Origin of the sequence: Streptomyces decoyicus, assembly GCF_019880305.1 — a bacterium.
In the GTDB taxonomy this organism is placed as follows: domain Bacteria; phylum Actinomycetota; class Actinomycetes; order Streptomycetales; family Streptomycetaceae; genus Streptomyces; species Streptomyces decoyicus.
The window spans coordinates 7,207,967-7,229,629 of the sequence record NZ_CP082301.1 but is presented as its reverse complement, the minus strand read 5'-3'; the positions used below and the strand labels follow the sequence as shown (position 1 = coordinate 7,229,629).

The following is a 21,663-nucleotide window of genomic DNA, read 5'->3' as shown; positions in this document are numbered from 1 at the left end:
CTGTAGTGATCGTCGAGCCCGGTCCGGCCGGTGTTCTGCCGCTGGCAGAACAGCGCGGGTATCCCTCTGAAATACGGCGAGGGCCCACAAGAACCGTCACAAACCCCCGCCCCCACGGCAGCGCTATCGGATCACCTGCGGGCCACGGTGTTGGAGGCCGGCCCTCGCAGCAGGATTCTGGGGTATACCGGCCCGCTCCCGTGAAGGGCGTCACCAGCTAGTTCACTTCTCGGTTCAGGCGGCTTGGCCGAGACCGGCGGCAGTCAGCTCCTGCTCGCGCAGCGGGGTGAAGTCGACGTCGAGTTTCGGGTCGTACGCCTCGGGCTGGATGCCGAGTCCGTGGGTGCTGTACTCGCCGAACCGGTTGATGTGCTCGGTCAGGTACGGCGAGATGTGCGCCAGGTCCTCCGGGTCGGACTCTGTCGGGAACCTTGAGGACGGACAGTCAACGATCGTGACGTTGCGTCAGGTTTGTGGGAGCGTTCTGCCCATGTCCCCCAGGAGCCTGACATGTCCCTCCAGCCCCGTCCCGGAGCCGAGATCCCGGCGCTGACCGTGCGGGTCGCCCGGGCCGGCAACCCCCACGGCACCACTGCGATGTGGATCCGCGACCGCCTCGACGGCCTGTTCAGCGACGAGGACTTCACCGCCTGGTACCCGCGCGACGGCCGGCCCGGGCTCTCGCCCGCGCAGCCGGCCATCGTCTGCGTGCTGCAGTACGCGTTGAACCTGTCGGACCGCCAGGCCGCCGAGGCGGTGCGCTGCCGCATCGACTTCAAGTACGCCCTCGGCCTGGAGCCGGAAGACCCCGGCTTCCACCACAGCGTGCTGTCCGACTTCCGCGACCGGCTCGCCGAGGGCGACCGCGCCGACCGGCTGCTGGTCCTGACACTGACCCGGATCCGGCGGGCCGGCCTGCTCAAGGGGCGCGCCGCCCGCGACAGTCGACCATTTCCATAAACTATGAATATAAAAGTGCTATGCTTCGAGCATGAGTCGTCAAGACACCGCTCCTGGCGCGTCCGCCGCCATCGGGGCCGCCCTCTACGGCCTGGCCACCAGGGCCGCGAGACGCCTGCCCCGGGACATGACCCTGACGTCCGCCGCCACCCTGGCCACCCTGGACCGGACCGGCCCGCGGCGCATCACCGATCTGGCCGCGGTCGAGGGCGTCACCCAGCCCGCGATGACCGCCCTGGTCCGGGTGATGGAGGAGTCCGGCCTGGTCGAGCGGCGGGGCGACGCGTCCGACAAGCGGGTCACGCTGGTGTGCCTGACCGAGGCCGGCGCCTCCTATGTCCGGAAGCGGCGCCAGGCGGGCGTCCACGCGTTCGAGCGGTTGATCGGCGAGCTCACCGGCGACGAGGTCGAGGCGCTGGTGGCGGCCCTTCCGGCGCTGAAGCATCTGGCAGAGCTCGAAAGCCAGGACCGCGAAGGGCCGAAGCAGTGACCGGGCAGCCGGTCGGCGGGGTCGCGGTGAAGGCGTTCCCGGTGGCGCGTTCCGAGGCGCGGCTGCTGGTCCCCGCCCTGATGTTCATCGCTCTGGTCGTGGCGGCGGTCGCCAGCCTCGGGACGCCGCTCATCACCAGCGTGGCGACCTCGTTCCACGTCTCGCTCGGCAGCGCGCAGTGGACGCTGACCGTCGCGCTGCTCAGCGGCGCCGTCGCCACGCCGGTCCTGGGCCGGCTCGGAGCCGGCCCGCACCGGCGGGCCACGATCCTCGCCACGCTGGCGGTCGTCGTCGCCGGCAGCGCGCTCACCGTGCTGCCGCTGCCGTTCGCGTGGCTGCTGGCCGGCAGGGCGGCCCAGGGCGTCGGGCTCGGGCTGACTGCGCTGATGATGGGCGTGGCCCGGGACCACCTCCCCGAGGAGCGCAGCGCGGCCGTGATCGCCCTGATCTCGGTGGTCTCGATCATCGGGGCCGGCGTCGGCTACCCGCTGGCCGCACTGCTCGCCGAGCTCGGCGGGGTACGGGCCGCCTACGGCCTCGGCCTGGTCGTCACCGCCGCCGCCCTCCTGACCGCGTGGCGCTCCATGCCCGAAGCCCCCGAAGGCCGCTCCGCCCACGTGGACGTGGCAGGCGCGGTCGTCCTGGCCGCTGCGCTGCTCCTGGGGCTGTTCCTCGCCGGCGAACGGAATCTGTGGAGCCGGCACCTCGCCGTGGCGGCGGGCCTCGCCGTCGTCGCGGTGGTGCTGCTCTGCGTCTGGGCCGTCATCGAGCTGCGCAGCACGACGCCCCTGGTCGATGTGCGGGCGGTGCGGCACCCGGCGGTCGCCGGGGCGAACCTCGCCATGTTCGTCGGCGGGATCGGCATGTACCTCCTGCTCACGCTCGTCACCCGGTACGCGCAGACGCCGCACGGCGCCGGCTACGGCTTCGGGCTGACGACCTTCCTCGCCGGGCTGGTTCTCATCCCGTTCTCGGTGCTGGGGTTCGTCGCCGGCAAGCTCACGCCGCGGGTCCGGACGCGGATCGCCGACCCCCTGCTCCTGGCCGGCAGCGCCGTCGTGGTCGGCGGCGGGTTCGCCCTGTTCGCGGCGGCCCGGTCGGACCTGGCCGAACTGTTCGCGGCGATGGGCGTGCTCGGCTTCGGCGTCGGCGGCTTCTCGGCCGCGATGCCCGGCGTCATCCTGGCCGTCACCCCCAAGAGCGAGACGTCGAGCGCCATGAGCTTCAACTACGTCGTCCGCAGCGTCGGGTACTCCCTGGGCAGCGCCATCGGCGGCCTGATCCTCGCCGCGGGCACCGGCCCCGGCCACCTCTTCCCCGACGACAGCGCCTACACCACCGCGGCGCTGGTCGGCATCGGCGCCATGGCGATCACGACGCTGACAAGCCTCGCTCTCGCCCGCCGACGCTCGTCCGAGACCAACCCGTAAGCCAGATGCACTCATCCCAACACTGGAGGTTCCATGCCCAAGGGCTACTGGGTCAGCGTCTACCGCACCATTTCAGACCCTGAGAAGCTGGCTGCTTACAACAAGCTGGCCGCTCCGGCCGTCAAGGCCGGGCGCGGTCGGGTCCTCGTCCGTGGCGGTCGGGTCGTGGCGCATGACGCCGGAATCGCCGAGCGCACCGTCCTGATCGAGTTCGACAGCTTCGAGCAGGCCGTCGCGGCGCACGAGAGTGCGGCCTACCAGGAGGCGCTGGTCGCCCTCTCCGACGGCGTCGAGCGCGACTTCCGCATCGTCGAAGGCATCGACTGACCGAGGTCCAGTCGGATCTTCACTGAAGCAGCAGGATTCTGGGGTATACCGGCCCGCTCCCGTGAAGGGCGTCACCAGCTAGTTCCCTCACGGCTCAGGCAGCCTGGCCGAGACCGGCGGCGGTCAGGTCCTGCTCGCGCAGCGGGGTGAAGTCGACGCAGAGGCAACCCACCCCAGGCCCCAGACGACGCTCAACATCACCACCAACGACACTGAGCCGAATGGGTGACGGCCGACGGGCGCTCAGGGCTTCAAGATCATCCCGTTGCCCCTTTGGCGCGTATCTCGGTCACACCCCGATCAGGGCCTTCGTCTTGCCGTTGCCCCCGGGTCGGGGCGCCGGCCCGGTCACGGCCGGCGGAGGGGTGCGGCCGCGTGGGCCGCACCACCCCCGCCCTGGTCCCGGCGGGCCGGAGGATCCGGCCCGCCGGGAGAGGACCGGGCCTCAGCCCGCCGCGTACACATCCTCGATATAGCGGCCGGAGGCGGTCAGTTCGCGCAGCCAGGCCTCGGACTCCTGCGGCGACGCGCCGGTGCACGCGCCGTGCAGCTCGCGGAAGGCGGCCCGTACACCGGGCGCCATCCGGCTGCCGTCACCGCAGACATACACCCGTGCACCGGCCTGGAGCAGCTCCCACACCTCGGCGGCCTCGGCGGCGATCCGGTGCTGGACGAAACGGTGGCCGTTCTCGGGGTGTTCGCTGAAGACGGGGCGTACGGAGATGACGCCGGCGGCTTCGGCCGCGGCGAACTCCGCGGCGTGCAGGAAGTCGGCGGTGGGGTCGTCGCAGCCGAAGTAGAGCCGGGCGGGGGATTTCTGGCCCGCGGCGAGGCGGTCGGCGACGGCGCCGCGGAACGGCGCGAGACCGGTGCCCGCCGCGATCAGGATGACGGGGGTGTCATCGGCCGCATCGAGACGGAAGGCCTCCCGGCAGGGCTGGACGCGGGCCAGGACGGTGTCGCCGGGCCGCAGCGCGTGCAGATGGGCCGAGCCGGTGCCGCCGGGCAGCAGCGAGACCATCAGATCGGCGTGCCGGGGGTCTGCCGCGGGTGACGACGACAGGGAGTAGTGCCGGATGCGCAGCGGCGGCAGCAGCTCCAGGACCGTCGGCCAGGGCAGGGCGCCGCGCAGCGCCGGGTGCGCCTCGATCAGGTCGATCAGGGTGCGCGGATCGTCCTCGGCGAGGTTTTCCAGCGCGAGGCGCTCGGGCGGGCAGGGGTTGTGGGCGGCGAGCTGCGCGACCTGCCCGGGGGTCGGGCGGATGCCCAACTCCAGGTGACGGGTGAACAGTTCACGTACCGTCAGGGGGCGGTCGACGGGCAGGGTGTCGCGGCTCGCGCGGCGGCCGGAGTGCAGCGCGAGGACGGTGTCCAGGTCGGCGCCGAGGGCGTGGGCGGCCCGCTCGACGGCGGCCGGGGCGTTGGCCGGCAGCACGGCGAGATGGTCGGCGGTGCGGTAGCCGACGCCGTCCGGCAGCGCGATGCGCAGGAAGCGCTTGGGCCGCGGCCAGTCCTGTGCGGTGAGGTCATAGGCCTCGGTGACGGTCATCGGGACGAGGTCATGGCGGGCGGCGAGCGCGTCCAGCGGGCCGCCGGTGATCTCGGTGACGGTGTAGCCGGTGTCCGCCGCGGCCGGTTCGGCGGCGCCGATGCTCTCCGGGTCGCCGTAGTGCGTCAGCAGCTGGGTGCGCAGCGCCGCGGTGAACTCCTTGACGGTGCCGCTGAGGTCGCCGGAAGCGTCGGCCTCGGCGCGCGGCAGCAGCCGGTGGGCGCCGAGTGCGTCGAGACGGTCGTCGATCAGGGTCGGTATGTGCTGGTAGGTGGCGGCCCAGTTGCGGTCGCCGACGCCGAGGACGGCGAACGGGAGGCCGGTGGCGGCGCCGTCCTGCGCGGTGTTCAGCCAGTCGACGAAGGCGGCGGCGTCATCGGTGGGCCGGCCGTTGTAGGAGGCGGCGACGATGACCACGGGCCGGTCGGCGGGCAGCGCACCGGCGTACGCGTCCAGCGGCGCCACATCGGCGGCGAAGCCCAGGCCGGTGGCCTCGTCGGCGAGCCGCTCGGCGAACTCGCGGCAGGTGCCGTAGTTGCTGCCGTGCAACAGCAGCAGACCGGTGCCCTGGAGGACGCGGGTCGGCAGCCCGTCATCGGTCGCGGTGTCGTCCACCGGGCCGGCGTCGCTGCCGGGGAGCACGGCCAGCGCGGCGCGGACCGCGGCCCGGTCGGCGGGCGTACGGGCGGCCAGGGTGAAGGTGAACCCGTCGGGCTTGAGGGTCAGCGTCTCCTTGATGCGCAGCCGGTAGTCGCGGTCGTCGACCAACCGGTAGCGGTGCACCAGGAGGGCGAGCAGCATGGTCGCCTCGTGGAGCGCGAACTGCCGGCCGATGCAGGCACGTTCCCCCGTCCCGAACGGCTTGTACGCATGCGGCGAACGGGCCGCCTCGGCCTCCGGGCTGAAGCGGGACGGGTCGAACAGCTCGGGGTTGTCGCCCCAGGCCGGGTCGCGGTGCAGCATCGGGGTGAGCACCGTGACCAGCTCCCCGGCCTTCACCGGGTAGCGGCCGCCGAGCAGCGTGTCCTCACGGGCCTGACGGCTGAAGGCGGCGGCGGTGGGCCACAGCCGCAGCGCCTCGTTGAGGACCTGGCGGGTGAACGGCAGCCGTCCGATGTCCTCGAACGAGGGGTCGGGGTCGCTCTGGTCGCCCCACAGTTCGTCCGCCTCGCGCTGGACCATGCGCAGCGCGAGCGGGTCCTTGAGCAGGTGGTAGAGGGCGAAGGAGAGCGCGCCCGAGGTGGTCTCGTGGCCGGCGATCAGGAACGTGATGACCTGGTTGCGGATGTTGGCGAGGTCGAGGGCGGGTCCGCCGTCCCCCTCGCCGCCTGCGCCGAGCATCAGACCCAGCAGGTCGTCGTCACCGGTCTCCCCGCTCTCCGTCCGGGCGGCGATGACCTCGTCGACGACCGACGCGAGGTAGTCGGCGTCGCGCTGGAAGGCCGCGTCCGCCGCGGAGTGGTCGGCGTCGGGGTCGCGGGAGAACTTCGTCATGCTCCATTCGAGGCAGCGCACCATCGCCTCGACGAACGGGTGCGGGGTGTCGCCGCGGGAGAACGACTCGAAGTCGAAGCCGAACCCGGCGAGCCCGATGGTGTCCAGGGTCATCCGGGTCATGTCCTCGGCGACTTGGACGGGCGTGCCGTCGGCCACCCGCCGGTCCCAGGCGGCCATGACCCGGCGGGCGACCTCGAGCATCGCCGGGTGATAGGTGCGCATCGAGCCGAGCGCGAAGGCCGGCATCAGGACCTCATGTGCCTTGGCCCAGTTCGGCTCGTCGTTGTAGGCGGTGAACAGACCGTCACCGGCGAACTCTCTGACGTTCTCCAGGACGACCGACACGCCCTTGGCGAAGCGGGACTCGTCGGCGACCTCGGTGACCAGGTCCAGGGAGGAGAGGAACAGCGTTTCGCGGTCGCCGAACTTGCGCTTGAAGACCGGGCCGTGGATCCGGGCGAGATCCATGGACTGCTGGATGGGCGTGTGGGTGAGCCCGGCCTCCGTGAGGTCGGCCACCGGAATGCCGTCATCGGCGGCGCGTTCGTCGCTGTGGAGCGCGATGGTGTCGGTCATGTCTCCAGCGTGAGGGCCCCCACGTGCAGGTCACGCCCGGACAACTGCATGATTGTGCAGTGGTTTTTCGCTGCTCGCTCTTGCGCGCGGACCGGAGAAGGGGCAATGGACAACGGGACTGCCGACGGGGCGCCGGACGCGGACGACGACGGCGACGGCAAGCCGTCCTGCGGGGGCGCACCTATCGACCCGGCCGGGCCGTACGCGGGCGGCCCGTGGCGCAACTACTTCCTGATCCTGCTGGACCGTATCCCCACGCCGATCGCGGTGTGCCGGGCGCACGGCGAGGTGCTGATCGCCAATCCGGCGATGGCCGCGCAGTGGGGAACGGTCCCGGGACAGCTGCGCGGCCGCAATCTGCTGGACCTGTTCGAGCCCCGCGCGAAGGCACAGCTCGACCGGCTCACCGAGGCGCTGCGCCTGGGGCGCCGTTCGCGCTATCCCGTCGAGGTGCGCTGGCGCGACGCGTCCGACGGGGCGGAGCGGGAAGGGGAACTGACCATCGATCCGGTGGGGGACCCTTCGGTGCACCCACCGGCCCTGCTGGCGCTGCTGCGGGTCCGCGAGAGCGTCCCGTCCCCCGCGCCGCGCGGCTCGGCGAGCCCCGTGGAGGCCCGGATCCTGGCACTGGCCGCGGGCGGCGCGACCACGGCGTCGATCGGTACGGCGCTGGGGCTGACGGTCGACGGGGTGAACTACCACTTCACCCGGCTGGCCCGCCGCTGGCGGGTGCAGGGCCGTACCGCGCTGGTCGCCAGGGCGTATGTGCTGGGCGTCCTGTCGCCGGACAGCTGGCCGCCGGCCCCCGCCTGACCGGGCCGGAGGGCTCCGCGGGGCGCGGTGGTGCGGCCCGGGGGGCCGGCCGCACGCATGTACGGATAACCTCCTGGTGTGGAGGAGAACGCAGCCGCGCAGTTCGAGCGCGGAACGGACGGCCCGAAGGTCATTGTCGTCGGCATCGACGGCTCCGACTCGTCGTGGCGTGCCGCCTCGTACGCGGCAGGGCTGGCCAGGCGCCAGTCCTCGAAGCTCGTACTGGTCTACGTCCAACCGGTGCTGCCGGGCGGGGCGGCGATGGGCGCCCCGGTCGCGGATGCGACCCACGAGGTCGCCGAGGAGCTGATGGCGGAGATCCGCCAGGCGACCGAGCGGCTTCAGGGGATCTACAGCGTGCGCTGGGAGTTCCACACCCTGCGTGGCGACCCGTACAACGGCATGGTGCAGATGGCCGACGAGCTCAAGGCCGACGCGGTGGTGGTCGGCGCCTCGGAGTCGGCCGGGCACCGCATCATGGGCTCGGTCGCGGTACGCCTGGTCAAGGCCGGGCGCTGGCCGGTCACCGTGGTCCCGTAAGGGCCGGGGCCGCTCCGCTGGTGGGGTGGCCCGCCCTGAGGCACGGTGGACAGTGGACGGGCGGAGCGCCGCCCCGACGAGGGAGACCACCGTGACCGACCGCACGTATCGCGTGACCGAGATCGTCGGCACGTCCCAGCAGAGCCTGGACGCCGCGATCAGGAATGGCATCAAGCGCGCCTCCGAGACCTTGCGCAACCTCGACTGGTTCGAGATGACCCAGGTCCGCGGGCATATCGTCGACGGCGAAATCGACCACTACCAAGTCGGCCTGAAGGTCGGGTTCCGGCTTGAGGACGCCGATTGACACCTCTCCCGTGTACGTATCCCGGCGAGTCCCGGCACTACTAGGGAGTCGCCTTCCTTAGTCGCTCCTGAGGGTCCATGATGATCCGCCGTCGGACCACGACGGAGCGTACGGAGGGATGACGCATGGGGCTGCGCGCTGGACAGGGCGTATTGCGCCGTAAACCGATCGAACACATTCAAGAGGCGGAAGGCACCGCGAGCGAGCAGCTCACCCGGGCGCTGGGCCTGTGGCAGCTGACGGCCATCGGCGTCGGCGGCATCATCGGGGCGGGAATCTTCACGCTGGCCGGCACGGTCGCGAACGGGAAGGCCGGGCCCGCGGTACTGATCTCCTTCCTGATCGCGGGCATCGCGAGCGCCGCGGCCGCGTTCTCGTACGCCGAATTCGCCGGGCTGATCCCGAAGGCGGGCTCGGCCTACACCTACGGTTATGCCGTCCTCGGTGAGGTGGCGGGCTGGTTCATCGGCTGGGACCTGCTGCTGGAGTACACCGCGATCGTAGCGGTGGTCGCGATCGGCATCTCCGGCTACTTCGGCTTTCTGCTCGGCGAGATGGGCGTCGAACTGCCCGCCTGGATGCTCGGCGCGCCGGGTACGGGCGCGGGGCACCGGGTGGACCTCTTCGCCGCCGTGCTCTGTCTGCTGATCGCCTATCTGCTGACGCTGGGCATCAAGAACGCCGCGCGCTTCGAGACGGTCGTGGTGGGCCTGAAGGTCCTGGTGGTCGTCATCGTGATCGCGGTCGGCTTCTTCCACATCAAGACCTCGAACTACCACCCGTTCTTCCCGTTCGGAGTGAGCGGCGCCTTCACCGGAGCGGCCACCGTCTTCTTCGCCGTCTTCGGCTATGACGCGATGAGCACCGCGGCCGAGGAGTCCAAGGACGCCCAGCGCCATATGCCGAAGGCGATCATGTACTCGCTGGCCATCTCGATGGTCCTGTACGTCCTGGCCTGCCTGGTGCTGACGGGGATGCAGAACTTCAAGGACATCGACCCGGAGAGCGGCTTCTCCTCGGCGTTCAAGTCGGTGGGCCTGAGCAGCCTGGCGGATGTCATCGCGGTCGGCGCGATCATCGGCATTCTGACGGTCATGTTCACCTTCATGCTCGGTGTGACCCGGGTGTGGTTCTCGATGAGCCGGGACGGCCTGCTGCCCAAGTGGTTCGCCAAGACCAGCCCCAAACACCATGTGCCGACCCGGGTGACCTGGATCGTCGGCGTCGCCTCCGCGGCCATCGCGGGCTTCCTGCCGATCGGCGAGGCCGCCGAGCTGACCAACATCGGCATCCTGCTCGCGTTCGCAGTGGTCTGCATCGCGGTGATCGTGCTCCGCTACAAGCGTCCCGACCTGCCGCGGACGTTCCGTACGCCGGGCATGCCGGTGGTCCCGGCCATCGGGGTGTGCTTCTCGATCTGGCTGATCACGTTCCTGGCCTGGCAGACCTGGGTGCGGTTCGTGGTGTGGTTCCTGCTCGGCATGGTGGTCTACCTCGCGTACTCCTACCGCCACTCGAACCTGGCACGGGCGGACCGGGAGAGCACCGGCGGGAAGAGCGACGGGACACGGCCGTGAGCCGCGCTCACTGACCGGCGGCGCAGCACGGCGGGGACCGGCAGGACTTCGTCCGCCGGTCCCCGCCGTGCTCCCGAAAACGTGCTCCCGAAGCAGTGCTCCCGAAGCCGTCCTCGGGAAGCGGTCCGTCGGAATCAGAAGACGAACGGTCCCGGGGACTGCGGCGAGGTGGCGTTGCAAGTGGCCGTGACGCCGAACACCACGACCTTCAGGGACGTGGCCTCCAGGCTGTCGCCCGCGGCGACCGTGCCGCTGAGCGGACCGGTGGAGACTTCGCTGCCGGCGGGTATCGCCGGGTTGGAGCTGCCGCTGAACTCCGTGGTCCCGGAGCCGTTCTTGGTGAGGGTGAGCGTGGAGCTGACCGAGTTCGCTCCGACGTCTATCGGGGACGTGATCGCCGACGTGGAAAGGCTGATGGTCGCGGCCGTGCCGTCCTGGGTCGCGGTGAGCGTCGCCGTTCCGGAGCCGAAACTGCCGCAGTCGAACGAGACGGTGGCGGTGTCGGGGCTCACCGCGGTCGCGGCCGGTGCCATGGCGAGGGTGCCCGCGACGGCGAGGGCAACGCCAAGTGCCGTACCGAATCCGCGCGTGCCTGATCTGAGGTGTCTCATGGGGGTACCGCCTTCTTGAGGGGGGTGCAGGCCCATGGCACCGGCCGTCGAGGGGTACGCGAGGGAACGACCGGCGGCCACGCGGGGGCCGCGGTCGGACCCCGTGCGGGACCACCCGTCCAGAACTGACGGTTGGTCAGCGACCTGAATCGCTGACCATTGAGGCACGCGCCCCTGAAGAGAGCAAGGCAGAATCCTCATGATTTTTGACGTGTCTACACCAAATAGAGCCAGGACGGCACAGGCCGGCGGGACGCCTCAACCAGCGCCGAGGCCGTGTGCTGCTACTGAGGGCAGCGGGCACCGGCGGCCCCGGCCGGCTGCTCCTCGTCAGGCGAACTGGCCGGGCTGGTAGTCCCCGGCGGGCTGCTGGAGGATGACGTTCCCGCGGTTGAAGGCGTTGATGAGGGCGATGGTGCACACCAGGGCGGCGAGCTGCTCCTCGTCGTAGTGCTTGGCGGCATTCGCCCAGGCCTCGTCCGTGACACCGCCGGCCGCGTCGGCGATACGGGTGCCCTGCTCCGCCAGCTCCAGGGCGGCGCGTTCGGCATCGGTGAACACCGTGGCCTCCCGCCAGGCCGCGACCAGGTTGAGGCGCACCGAGGTCTCCCCGCCGGCGGCGGCGTCCTTGGTGTGCATGTCGATGCAGCCGGCGCAGCCGTTGATCTGGCTGGCGCGGAGCTTCACCAGTTCCTGCGTCGCGAACGGCAGCGTCGAGTCCGCAAGTGCCTTGCCCGCGGCGATGATGTGCTTCATGGTCTTGGCGGCGACCGGGCCGGCCATGAGATTCAACCGAGCGTTCATCGGGCACTCCTGTGTCGTAGTTGCTGGTCACCCCCTTGGACGGGACAGCTGAGCGGGATGTGACATGAACGGAGGCGGCAGGGGCGGATGTGACGCGCCTCTCCCCTGTCGCACGCGCAGTGGCCCGGAGGTACGACGACGTTCCGTACCGCTGCCCAGGCGCCGTACCGCTCACCCGGCCCCCGACACCTGACTGCCCGGGGCCCGGGGCCCGGGGCCCGGGGCCCGGATCCCGGGTCTCGGGTCCCGGGCCGCGTCGTCCTCGTCACCGTCGGGACATCGGCCGCACGGCCAGAATGGCGCGGTACGTCGAGCTCTCCACCGGCTCTCCTACGGGCCGCCCGCCGACTCCGACCCAGGCGTGGGCGGCGAAGGGCGGGGTGCGCACGCCGACGATCCATGAGGGCCGGGTGCCTCTGGCCCGGCACAACAGCGTGGTGGCCAGGGACCGTTGCAGGCAGTTGGGGCCCCCGGACCGTGGGAACGCGGTTGCCGTAGCCCGGAGATGTTCCGTGAAACCGGCTACGCCGAGGTGCACGCGCCGGTGTGGCCGGGCGAGTTGCTGAGCCGGCATGGCTGACGAGGACACCCGTTGCTGTGCTGCACAGCCGTGCCGCCGTGCTCTGCCGTGCAGCCGTGCTGCCGTGATGCCGTGCAGCCGTGCAGCCGTGCAGCCGTGCAGCAACTCCCGCGGCGCCGCGTGGACCGCGCCCGGCAAGCTCCGGGGCCACCTCCTGGAACACCCCCCGGGGCCGCCCCGACCGCCCTTCACCATGTCTGTGCGACCACGACCACGCCCCCGTACGGTCCTCAACGGCAACTCGGCCTTCTCGGTGGCCACCCTCGACCAGGGCTTCCGGCCGGCCGGGCGGGCGGCACACCTATGCGGGTGCGGGCCGCACACCTATGCGGATGTGGACCAGGCCGCGTACACGGACGGCTGTCCGGCCGGGTCGGCTCCTTGCGCACGCCGGCCTGCCAGGGCGGCAACGGCGCCGTCTATACCCAGACCAGCGATGTGCAGGGCGAGTTGAGCGGGCCGGCGACCTACGACCGCATGGTGCTCAAGCCGGACGGGGCACGGCTGACGGCGGCGCCCCGCGCGCTGGTCTCGGATGCGTCCGCCCCGCCTCGATGCCGTGCGGCACGTCGTGACGGAGCGCGGGGAGCACTCGGCGCTCCGCCCGTTCGTGCGCCCTCCCCACCCGGCACGTCCCGGCCCTCCCCCCACCCGCGAGTACCCTTCCCACCTCGCGACGGGGGCCGGGCAGGCCGGAGTTACCGCCGCGCCACCTCTTGACGTGCACCTGACCGGCGCCAAGAATGAGCGCGCCCTGACAACGTTGTCGGCCTCTGGGTCGTGTGCGGCTTCCGCATGCTCCGGAGGGCCGCTCGGCGACCCGATCCCGGAGGTCCGGATCCATGGCATGGCTCAGTCGTACCCGGCTGCGCGCCGCGGGCGCGGTACTGGCGGCCGCGCTCATCGGGGGCGCGCTCGCGGCCCCCGCCGCGCAGGCCGAGCCGTCCGGCGGCCCCCTCACCGACCTGGTCAACCCGTTCATCGGCAGCCAGAACGACGGCAACACCTATCCGGGCGCGGCCGTGCCGTTCGGCATGGTGCAGCTCTCCCCCGACACCGGCCACACCACCGGGTACGGCTACGACGACGACCACATCCGCGGCTTCAGTTCGGTGCACATCTCCGGCGTCGGCTGCGGGCTCGGCGGCGATCTGCCGGTGCTGCCCACCACGGGCGACATCACCGAGACCGACTATGCGAAGTACGCGGCCGCCTACCGCCACGACGACGAGTCGGCCCGGCCGGGCTACTACCGCGTCGGCCTGAAGTCCTACGGCGGCATCACCGCCGAGCTGACCGCCACCGCCCGCACCGGCAGACAGCGCTACACCTTCCCGGCCACCGACAAGGCCAATGTGCTGCTCAACACGGGCCAGTCGCTGCACAAGAACGTCTCCACGCGGGTCGAGGTGCTCGACTCCCGCACCATCCGGACCGCCCTCACCGGCCGCGGCTTCTGCCAGGACACCAAGCCGTACACCGTCTACGCCCTCACCCGCTTCGACCGGCCGTTCACGTCGTACGGCACCTGGGACGGCGACAAGGTGACGGCCGGCTCCAAGGACTCCACCGCCACCGGCCGGCACGGAGCCTATGCCCGTTTCGACACCCGCAAGGACCGGACCGTCGAGGCGACCACCGCGCTCAGCTATGTGGACGCGGCGGGCGCGGCCCGCAATCTGCGGGCCGAGGGCGGCGGTTCCTTCGACCGTACGAAGGCCGCGGCCGACGCCGCGTGGGAGCGGCGGCTGGGCCTGGTGAAGGCCCAGGGCGGCGACACGACCCTGCGCCGCACCTTCTACTCCTCCCTCTACCGGTCCTTCCTCGCACCGAACATCGGCAGCGACGTGGACGGCCGCTACACCGGCTGGGACCAGAAGACCCATCGCGCCAGGGGCTTCACGTACTACCAGAACTGGTCGTTGTGGGATACCTACCGCACCCAGGCCCAGCTGCTGGCGCTGCTGGCGCCGCACGAGTCCCGCGATATGGCGCTGTCGGTACTGCGGATCGACAAGGAGAGCGGCTGGCTGCCCAAGTGGGGCTACGGCACGGTCGAAACGAACATCATGACCGGCGATCCGGTCACCCCGTTCCTCACCAACGCCTATCAGCAGGGGCTGTTGCGCGGCCATGAGGAGGAGGCGTACGCGGCGCTGAAGAAGAACGCCGACGGAGTCCCGCCGGCCGAGTCGCCGGCCGTCGGGCGGGAGGCCAACGCGCAGTATCTGAAGGACGGCTTCGCCCCGTACCTCAAGGGCCGCCCGCACACCAAGCCCGGCGACTCCGACTTCGACCACGGCGCCTCGGCCACCCTCGAATACGCCCTCTCCGACGCGATGCTGGCGCAGATGGCACGCGATCTCGGGCACGGCGAGGACGCCGACCGGTATGCGGCCCGCGCCCGGAACTACCGCAAGATCTTCGACAGTTCAACCGGCTTCTTCCGGGCCCGCGACGAGAAGGGCGCCTTCACCGGCCCCGCCGACCCGGCCAAGAGCGAGGGCTTTCACGAGGGCACGTCCTGGCAGTACCAGTGGCTGGTTCCGCAGGACCTGCCGGGGATGCTGAAGCTGATCGGCGGCAAGGACAAGGCCGATGAGCGTCTGGATTCCTTCTTCGCCTACCAGAAGCTGCTGAAGGACCCGGAGAAGACGGCCCGCGAGGTGTGGGTCAACGGTCCGTACGACTACTACAACGCGGACAAGTACAACCCGCAGAACGAGCCCGATCTCATCGCGCCGTACACCTATCTCTCCACCGGGCGCCCCTGGAAGACGACGGATGTGGTGCATGCGGCACTGACCCTGTTCACCGACGCCCCCACCGGTATGACCGGGAACGACGATCTGGGGACGATGTCGGCGTGGATGGTGCTTTCCTCGATCGGCGTGTTCCCGGTACAGCCGGGCACCGACAGCTGGGGGCTGAGCACCCCGGTCTTCGACCGGGTGGACCTGACGCTGGACCGGCGCTACTACCCGGCCGGGCACTTCACCCTCAGCGCGCCCGGTACGTCGGCCGCCCACCGCTATGTCCAGGCGGTACGTCTGGACGGCGTCCCCCACGACCGGACGTACCTCACCACCGATGACCTGCGCTCGGGCCGTGAACTGGCCTTCACCGTGGGCCCGGAGCCGTCGGCCTGGGGCACCGGCGACCATGCCGCGCCGCCGCCGGTGGGCACCTCATCCACGCAGCAGCAGCCGGGTCGCCGGCCCTGACACCACCACGGCGGAGAGCAGCGCGGCGCCGACCCGCCCCCGTGAGCCGGTGAGCGACCTGCCCAGCACGGTCCCCCCGGCGGCCAGGAACAGCTGCCGGCTCGCGGGGGCGAGGGGCACGGCGCTGCGGTTCATGGCGGCCGCAGCCGTGCGCCGCGGCAGTGAGCGGCAGCCCCCGGTCGCCCGCGGGCTGGCGGCGTTGCGCGCGGCCGCGGGCGAACGGGAGGCGAAGGGCGCGTGAGGAAGGGCCAGGGGCGGACGTCAGTCCTGGAGGGCGGCCCAGAACTCGTCGAAGGACATCCGGCCGTCGCTGTCGGTGTCCTTGGCCTTGATGACCGCCTCGGCGACCGGGCCGGTGACGTACGGGTCGCCCATCTCGGCCATCGCGTGCTTGAACTCCTCCGGCGTGACCTGGCCGTCGCCGTCCGCGTCGAACCGGTCGAACGCCGCCCTGGCCTTCTCTATGTCTGCCATGAGAGGTGCCCCCTTCGTGGTGCTGCGCAGTGCTGCGCGGTGCTGTTGCCTGGTGATCTGACCTGCGTACATTAGCGGACCGTCAAGAGCCGTCCGGCCGCGCCCTCCGCCGGGCCAGGTAGGGCGCGGTACGGCTGTCCGGTGCCGCCGCGACCTCGGCCGGGGTGCCCGCCGCCACGATCCGGCCGCCGTCCGCACCGCCGCCGGGGCCGAGGTCGATGACGTGGTCGGCGCCGGCGACCACCCCCATGTCGTGCTCGACGACCACGACGGTGTGGCCGGCGTCGACCAGGCCGTGCAGCTGGCGCAGCAGCACCTCGGTGTCGGCGGGGTGCAGTCCGGTGGTGGGCTCGTCGAGGAGGTAGAGGGTGTGGCCGCGGCGGGTCCGCTGGAGTTCGGTGGCGAGCTTGATGCGCTGTGCCTCGCCCCCGGACAGTTCGGTCGCGGGCTGGCCGAGCCGCAGATAGCCCAGGCCCACGTCATGGAGGGTGCGCAGACTGCGGGCGGCCGCGGGGACATCGGCGAGGAACTCGGCGGCGTCGTCGACGGTCATCGCCAGCACCTCGGCGACGGTCCGGCCCCGGTAGGTGATCTGGAGGGTCTCGGGGTTGTAGCGGGCGCCGTGGCAGGCGGTGCAGGGGGCGTACGTACCGGGCAGGAAGAGGAGTTCCACGGCCACGAAGCCCTCGCCCTGGCAGGTCTCGCAGCGGCCGGCGGCGACGTTGAAGGAGAACCGCCCCGCCGTGTAGCCGCGGGCGCGGGCCTCGTCGGTGGCGGCGAAGACCTTGCGTACCGCGTCGAACAGCCCGGTGTAGGTGGCGAGGTTGGAGCGCGGGGTCCGGCCGATCGGCTTCTGGTCGACGCGTACCAGCCGGTCGACCGCCTCCAGGCCCTCGGCGCCGGTGAGTTGCGCCCGTGCCATCGGTCCGGTGCCGGTGCCGTCCCCGTCGGCGGCGTCCTGCTCCTCGCCCGCGCCGAGGTGGTCCCGTACGGCGTCCGCGAGAACGCGGGTGACCAGGGTCGATTTGCCCGATCCCGAGACGCCGGTGACGGCGGTGAAGACGCCGAGCGGGAAGGTCGCGTCCAGGCCGCGCAGATTGTGCAGGGTGGCCCCGCGGAGGGTGAGTGTGCCCGAGGGGCTGCGCACCGTGCGCTCGGCGGGCGGTGCGGTGTCGAAGAGGAACCGGCGGGTGGCGGAGTCGGCGGCGTCCGCGAGCGCGGCGACGGGGCCGCTGTGCAGCACCTGTCCGCCGTGTTCCCCGGCCTGCGGGCCGACGTCCACGATCCAGTCGGCGCGGCGCACCACGTCCATGTCGTGCTCGACGACGAACAGCGAGTTGCCCGCTTCCTTGAGCCGGCCCAGCACCGTGAGCAGGGACTCCGTGTCGGCGGGGTGGAGACCGGCGGACGGCTCGTCCAGGACGTAGACGACGCCGAAGAGGCCGGAGCGCAGCTGGGTGGCGAGCCGCAGCCGCTGGAGTTCGCCGGCGGACAGGGTGGGCGAGGGCCGGTCCATGCTCAGATAGCCCAGGCCGAGTTCGGTGAGGACATCGATACGGGCCACCAGGTCGCGGGCCAGCACCGGCGCCACCTCGTCGTCCGTCCGCCCGGCGGTGGGCCGCAGCAGCTGTGCGAGGGCGCTCAGCGGGCGGCCCGCGAGGGTGGCGATGTCATGGCCCTCGAAGGTGACGGCCAGCGCCTCCGGGCGCAGCCGCCGTCCGTGGCACACCGGGCAGGGCTCGGCGACCATGAACCCCTGGACGCGCCCCCGCAGCGTCTCGCTCTTGGAGTCGGCGAAGGTGTGCAGCACATAGCGTTTGGCGCTCATGTACTGGCCCTTGTAGGGGCGTTGGATCCGGCCCACGTCGCGGACCGGGTGCACGGTGACGACCGGCTGTTCGTCCGTGAACAGGATCCAGTCCCGGTCGGCCTGCGGGAGCTCGCCCCAGGGCCGGTCGATGTCGTACCCGAGGGCGGCGAGGATGTCGCGGAGGTTCTTGCCCTGCCAGGCGCCCGGCCAGGCGGCGACGGCACCCTCGCGGAGGGACAGCGAGGGGTCGGGGACCAGTGATTCCTCGGTGACGCGGTGAACGGTCCCCAGGCCGTGACATTCCGGGCAGGCCCCGGCCGCGGTATTGGGTGAGAACGCGTCGGAATCGAGCCGTTCCGCTACGCCCTCCGGGTAGTCGCCGGCGCGGGAGAAGAGCATGCGCAGGGTGTTGGAGAGGGTGGTGACGGTGCCGACCGAGGAGCGGGAGGTGGGCGCGGAGCGCCGCTGTTCCAGGGCGACGGCGGGCGGCAGCCCGGTGATGTCCTCGACCTTGGGCGCGCCCACCTGGTGGATCAGCCGTCGGGCGTAGGGGGCCACCGACTCGAAGTAGCGGCGCTGCGCCTCGGCGTAGAGGGTGCCGAAGGCGAGGGAGGACTTGCCCGATCCGGACACCCCGGTGAACACGACCAGCGCGTCCCTCGGGATGTCCACATCGATGCTGCGGAGGTTGTGCTCACGGGCGCCGCGCACCCGTACATACGAGTCGGCCATCCCTCCATGATCGGGCACGGTCCTCCCGACCGGGCACAGTCCTCCCCGAGCGGCACGGTCCTCCGCGAGCGGTGCTGTCCTCCGCGCCGGGCACAGTCCTCCCCGACCGGGCACAGTCCTCCCAGGACGGTCATGCGTCTACCTCGATCACGGCGGCCGGGCAGATGACGGCCGCCTCGCGCACCGCTTCGTGCTGCCCGGCGGACCGTTCGGCATCGAGCAGGACGACCACGCCGTCCTCGTCGCGCTTGTCGAAGGCCTCGGGCGCGATCAGCACGCACGGATGAGGTGTCCGTCGTTCTCGATATCGGCGGTGGCAACCCGCCGCGGCCCGTTGCGGATGGTGCTGTGGAAGCGCAGCAACTCCTCGACGGCGCCGCGGATCAGTCCGGGCTCCCGGCGCCCCTCCCGAGGGTCAGCCCGTCGGCCGCGGCGCCCCGGCTCAGGACCGCCTTGCTGATCTTCTTGCGGATCCGGCCGTGGCCGCCGTTCCTGGCGAGAGTGCGCATCCGCACCCGCGGCTTCTGCTCGGCCGGCTGCGGGAGGTACTCGGCCCTGGTGACCCGCCACCGCGCACCGGCCCCGTCCGGCGGCGCGAACCGGAAGCGGGCGATGCTGCCCCAGTTGCCGCGCGGCTTCTTCATGGCCCCGGAGATCTGGTCGCCGAGGCCGTAGACGACCCAGGTGCCGTTGACCTTCTCGTACGGCTGCGGGGTGTGCGCACCGGTGCCGACGATCAGGTCGATGTCGGGCCGGCCGTCGGTCGTCGAAGCGGCGGTGGCGAGCTGCGGAGGCGCCTGGAGGACGGGGTAGTCGGTGAACGGCCCGTTCACCGGTCCGAACGGCGCCCCCAGATGACACAGCGCCAGGTCGGCGGAGGAGATGACCGGCCGCACGCCCTTGAGCATCGGCCGGTAGTCGTAGACGTCGTGCGGTGCGTCATCCTGGGCCGTGGCGAGGACGTCGGGCGGTGAGGCGATGATCTCCCCGGAGGCGACCAGGGTGAACGGCCGCCCTCCGGCGTCCGTGTCGACGGGGGCAACCGCGTGGGCGTGCGACCCGGGCCCCGAGGTGGGCCGCGAGGCCGGCCGCGGGACCGGGTGCGGCCGGTGCAGCCCACGGCCAGCGCGGTGAGCAGGGCGACTGCTCCATACCGTGTGTACACGCTCATGTCCGACAGATATCAGCACGGCGACAGATATCAGCACGGCGAGGGCCGGAAATGCCCCATCCGCCGGTGTCTTCCGCTCTCCCCCATACGGACCCTCGACTGCCGTGGCCGCCGCTGAGGGCGTTCCCGTGGCCCCTGGCGGGCGACCAGGGCCAGGGGCTACGGGACAGCACCGGGGCAGCCCTTAGGCTGCCCGGATGGCGCACCCCCGTGACCCCGACCGTTTCCCCGCCGGGCTGCCCGTGGTCCGGCAGATGGCGCGCACCGCCTCCGGACGGGCCTGGCTGGACCGGCTGCCCGGGATCGTCCGGGAGATCGAGGAGCGCTGGGAACTACGGCTCGGTGCCCCGTTCCACGGCGGCAGCTGCTCCTGGGTGGCACCGGCCGAGTACCCCGGCGGCGGGCCGGCCGTACTCAAGGTGACCTGGCCGCACCGCGAGGCCGACGGCGAGGCCCCGGCACTGCGCGCCTGGGACGGCAACGGCGCCGTACAGCTGCTGCGCCGGTCCCGTGAGCGGGGCGCGCTCCTGATCGAACGGTGCCGCCCCGGAACCCCCCTCGGGGCCGCCCCGCTCCCGCCCGCCGAGCGGCTCGACCTCGCCGCGGGCCTGCTGCGCGAGCTGTGGGCCGCGCCCGCACCACCCGACGGCGAGCTGGAGCGGATGGACAGGGTGTGCGCCGAGTGGGCCGACGTCCTCCAGGAGCGGATGCTGCGGCTGCGGCCGGGCTACGACCCGGGCCTGGTGGCGCTCGGCGCCGGTCTGCTGCGCACCCTGCCGACGACGGCCACCCGCGAGGCGGTGGTGCACGGCGACTTCAACCCGGGCAATGTGCTGGCGGCGGAGCGCAGGCCGTGGCTGGCCATCGACCCCAAGCCGATGGTCGGCGACCCGGCGTACGACCCCTGGCCGTTGCTGACCCAGCTCGACGCCCCTTTCGCGCAGCCGGACCCACGGCGTGCGCTCCGTGAGCGCTACGCGCGGGTGGCCGACGCGCTGGGCGAGGACCCCGACCGGTTGCTCGCCTGGTCGGTGGCGCGCGGCGTGGAGAGCGCCCTGTGGAGCGCCGATCACGATGATGAGGCGGGTGGGGCAGAGGAGTTGGCGGAGGTCCAGTTGCTGGCGGGGGCGGCCGGGGCTGATCTCTGAGGGGCGCCGCGGGGCATCGCTTGACCTCACCGCCGTCGTCGCTCGGCGCCGCCGCACGCCGGGTGTGGCGGCGGACAAGCTTGACCCTGCCCCTGCGTCAGGGTTGGAGCCTTGTCGCATGACGAAGCACAGCACTTCCTCGGCCCGGCTCGCGCCGCCGGTCGGAGGGTTCCAGGAGATCGAGGGCCGTCGCGTTTTCGTGCACCGGTCGGGCAGCGGCGGGCCGGCCGTGGTGTTCCTGCCGGGCGCAAGCGCGGTGGGCCTGGACTATTTCGGCGTCCAGCAGGGCGTTTCGCAGTTCACCACCGCCGTGGTGTACGACCGCGGCGGCACGGGCTACAGCGATCCTCTCCCGCTGCCGCGCACTGCCGCCGCGGTCGCCACGGAACTGCGTGAGCTGCTGCGCGCCCAGGACATCGCCGCCCCTTACGTTCTGGTGCCGCACTCCCTCGGCGGCTTCTACGCGCATCGGTTCGCGCAGCTCTACCCGCAGGACGTGGCCGGGCTGGTCTGGTTGGACGCCTTCCACCGCGACTGGGACGACTTCATGCCGCCCGCGGCTGCTCTGGCCGCGGTCGAGCAGATGGCACCTGACCGGGAGCAGCTGGAGAAGATGCGACCGGCCCTGCGCGAGATGAGCGCCGAGTTGCTCGCGGGCTATCCGGAGCATGTGCGGCAGGCGCTGGTCGAGGCCAAGGTCAGTGACGAATGGACCGACGTCGGTATCGCCGAACGCACCAAGCTTGCCGCACTCGCCGCCGAACTGCGCGATGGGCCGGGCCTTCCCGACGTCCCGGTGGTTGCTCTCTCCGTAGTGGGCACCGACCCCGGCCGGCAGGCGCTGGCGTCGGAGCGGACGTTGCAGGAGATGAAGGACGGCCGGACGAGACTGGACGCGGCGCTGGTGAGCGCGGTTTCGCACGGGGAGCAGCGCATCCTCTGCGACACCGCCCACCACCGTCTCTGCTTCGACCGCCCCGATGCCGTGGTCCAGGCGATCCGCGACGTCGTCGACCGGGCGGCCCGCGCCTAGACTCGCCACG

Annotated in this window: 20 protein-coding genes; 11 read left to right on the top strand and 9 right to left on the bottom strand. The window is 71.8% G+C overall.

Features of this window, described 5'->3' with window-relative positions:
- Positions 1-510 precede the first annotated feature (510 nt).
- The 4 genes from K7C20_RS31555 to K7C20_RS31540 all read left to right on the top strand — a co-directional run bounded on the left by K7C20_RS31555 (position 511) and on the right by K7C20_RS31540 (position 3,207).
- Positions 511-960: an IS1182 family transposase gene (locus K7C20_RS31555; RefSeq protein ID WP_030078098.1), complete on the top strand. Its 450-nt coding sequence runs from the start codon at positions 511-513 to the stop codon at positions 958-960.
- Between the two features lie 127 nt (positions 961-1,087).
- Positions 1,088-1,450 carry a MarR family winged helix-turn-helix transcriptional regulator gene (locus K7C20_RS31550; RefSeq protein ID WP_030078096.1) on the top strand — a complete coding sequence of 121 codons (363 nt, stop codon included), beginning with the start codon at positions 1,088-1,090 and terminating at the stop codon, positions 1,448-1,450.
- Entirely contained in the window at positions 1,447-2,880 is a 1,434-nt protein-coding gene (locus K7C20_RS31545) for an MFS transporter (protein ID WP_053209285.1), read from the top strand. The genes K7C20_RS31550 and K7C20_RS31545 overlap by 4 nt, the downstream gene beginning before the upstream one ends.
- 33 nt (positions 2,881-2,913) lie before the next feature.
- Positions 2,914-3,207, top strand: coding sequence for a DUF1330 domain-containing protein (locus K7C20_RS31540; RefSeq protein WP_030078088.1), 294 nt, complete (start codon positions 2,914-2,916; stop codon positions 3,205-3,207).
- A 445-nt stretch (positions 3,208-3,652) separates the two neighbouring features.
- Here K7C20_RS31540 and K7C20_RS31535 read toward each other — a convergent pair whose 3' ends face one another.
- Positions 3,653-6,829 (bottom strand): cytochrome P450, encoded by a 3,177-nt coding sequence (locus K7C20_RS31535; RefSeq protein ID WP_053209284.1) that lies wholly within the window; start codon positions 6,827-6,829, stop codon positions 3,653-3,655.
- A 105-nt stretch (positions 6,830-6,934) separates the two neighbouring features.
- Here K7C20_RS31535 and K7C20_RS31530 point away from each other — a divergent pair, with 105 nt between their 5' ends.
- The 4 genes from K7C20_RS31530 (at position 6,935) to K7C20_RS31515 (ending at position 10,066) form a co-directional block, all read left to right on the top strand.
- Positions 6,935-7,642, top strand: a complete 708-nt coding sequence (locus tag K7C20_RS31530; protein WP_053209283.1) for a PAS domain-containing protein — start codon at positions 6,935-6,937, stop codon at positions 7,640-7,642.
- 78 nt (positions 7,643-7,720) lie between these two features.
- Positions 7,721-8,182, top strand: a complete 462-nt coding sequence (locus K7C20_RS31525; protein WP_030078078.1) for a universal stress protein — start codon at positions 7,721-7,723, stop codon at positions 8,180-8,182.
- Between the two features lie 91 nt (positions 8,183-8,273).
- Positions 8,274-8,489 carry a dodecin gene (locus tag K7C20_RS31520; RefSeq protein ID WP_030078076.1) on the top strand — a complete coding sequence of 72 codons (216 nt, stop codon included), beginning with the start codon at positions 8,274-8,276 and terminating at the stop codon, positions 8,487-8,489.
- A 125-nt stretch (positions 8,490-8,614) separates the two neighbouring features.
- A complete protein-coding gene (locus K7C20_RS31515; RefSeq protein ID WP_030078074.1) occupies positions 8,615-10,066 on the top strand; it encodes an amino acid permease in 1,452 nt (483 codons plus the stop codon).
- 134 nt (positions 10,067-10,200) lie between these two features.
- Here K7C20_RS31515 and K7C20_RS31510 read toward each other — a convergent pair whose 3' ends face one another.
- The 3 genes from K7C20_RS31510 to K7C20_RS39095 form a co-directional block, all read right to left on the bottom strand.
- Complete coding sequence (locus tag K7C20_RS31510) at positions 10,201-10,677, bottom strand: hypothetical protein (RefSeq protein WP_053209282.1); 477 nt, start codon at positions 10,675-10,677, stop codon at positions 10,201-10,203.
- A 330-nt stretch (positions 10,678-11,007) separates the two neighbouring features.
- On the bottom strand, positions 11,008-11,481 hold the full coding sequence (locus tag K7C20_RS31505; RefSeq protein ID WP_053209281.1) for a carboxymuconolactone decarboxylase family protein: 474 nt from the start codon (positions 11,479-11,481) through the stop codon (positions 11,008-11,010).
- A 265-nt stretch (positions 11,482-11,746) separates the two neighbouring features.
- The gene (locus K7C20_RS39095) at positions 11,747-12,256 is read right to left on the bottom strand and encodes a lasso peptide biosynthesis B2 protein (RefSeq protein ID WP_078953209.1); all 510 of its coding nucleotides are present in this window, start codon (positions 12,254-12,256) and stop codon (positions 11,747-11,749) included.
- Positions 12,257-12,903: 647 nt separating this feature from the next.
- Between K7C20_RS39095 and K7C20_RS31495 the strand changes: the two genes are divergently transcribed.
- Entirely contained in the window at positions 12,904-15,285 is a 2,382-nt protein-coding gene (locus tag K7C20_RS31495; RefSeq protein ID WP_209443930.1) for a GH92 family glycosyl hydrolase, read from the top strand.
- On the opposite strand, the gene K7C20_RS31490 is transcribed toward K7C20_RS31495, so the two are convergent.
- The 5 genes from K7C20_RS31490 to K7C20_RS31470 all read right to left on the bottom strand — a co-directional run bounded on the left by K7C20_RS31490 (position 15,250) and on the right by K7C20_RS31470 (position 19,491).
- A complete protein-coding gene (locus tag K7C20_RS31490; RefSeq protein WP_209443929.1) occupies positions 15,250-15,420 on the bottom strand; it encodes a hypothetical protein in 171 nt (56 codons plus the stop codon). The genes K7C20_RS31495 and K7C20_RS31490 overlap by 36 nt on opposite strands.
- A 126-nt stretch (positions 15,421-15,546) precedes the next feature.
- The gene (locus K7C20_RS31485; RefSeq protein ID WP_030078061.1) at positions 15,547-15,759 is read right to left on the bottom strand and encodes an EF-hand domain-containing protein; all 213 of its coding nucleotides are present in this window, start codon (positions 15,757-15,759) and stop codon (positions 15,547-15,549) included.
- Between the two features lie 82 nt (positions 15,760-15,841).
- Positions 15,842-18,301 (bottom strand): excinuclease ABC subunit UvrA, encoded by a 2,460-nt coding sequence (gene uvrA / locus K7C20_RS31480; protein ID WP_107083402.1) that lies wholly within the window; start codon positions 18,299-18,301, stop codon positions 15,842-15,844.
- Positions 18,302-18,431: 130 nt separating this feature from the next.
- Complete coding sequence (locus tag K7C20_RS31475; protein WP_048829004.1) at positions 18,432-18,578, bottom strand: ferredoxin; 147 nt, start codon at positions 18,576-18,578, stop codon at positions 18,432-18,434.
- 106 nt (positions 18,579-18,684) lie between these two features.
- On the bottom strand, positions 18,685-19,491 hold the full coding sequence (locus tag K7C20_RS31470; RefSeq protein WP_245171185.1) for a CapA family protein: 807 nt from the start codon (positions 19,489-19,491) through the stop codon (positions 18,685-18,687).
- Positions 19,492-19,669: 178 nt separating this feature from the next.
- On the opposite strand from K7C20_RS31470, the gene K7C20_RS31465 reads away from it, so the two are divergent.
- Positions 19,670-20,620, top strand: coding sequence for an aminoglycoside phosphotransferase family protein (locus tag K7C20_RS31465; RefSeq protein ID WP_053209279.1), 951 nt, complete (start codon positions 19,670-19,672; stop codon positions 20,618-20,620).
- 118 nt (positions 20,621-20,738) lie between these two features.
- Positions 20,739-21,653, top strand: a complete 915-nt coding sequence (locus K7C20_RS31460) for an alpha/beta fold hydrolase (protein ID WP_030074431.1) — start codon at positions 20,739-20,741, stop codon at positions 21,651-21,653.
- Positions 21,654-21,663 lie beyond the last annotated feature (10 nt).